We start from the raw sequence: 265 nt of genomic DNA on the forward strand, positions 1-265 counted from the left end.
CGCGGCGAGCATTTGGCCGGTTTGGTTATTGTCGGTGTCAATCGCCTGCTTGCCGAGAATCACTAGGCCGGGCTGCTCTTCCTCGACGACCTTGGCCAGCAGCTTGGCTACCGCCAGGGATTCCACGCGCTCATCGGTTTCAATATGAATAGCGCGATCGGCGCCCAGCGCCAGCGCGGTACGCAACTGCTCTTGCGCGGCCTTAGGGCCGACAGAAACGGCGATCACTTCCGTGGCCACGCCCTTCTCTTTAAGACGCACCGCT

At 61.5% G+C, this 265-nt stretch carries 1 protein-coding gene; it reads right to left on the reverse strand.

The window, feature by feature from the left end:
* A partial coding sequence (locus ACT3TF_RS17210) for an electron transfer flavoprotein subunit beta/FixA family protein (RefSeq protein ID WP_444672642.1) occupies positions 1–265 on the reverse strand: 265 nt, incomplete at both ends.

The organism is Halomonas sp. AOP25-F1-15, from assembly GCF_052378675.1.
GTDB lineage: Bacteria > Pseudomonadota > Gammaproteobacteria > Pseudomonadales > Halomonadaceae > Vreelandella > Vreelandella casei.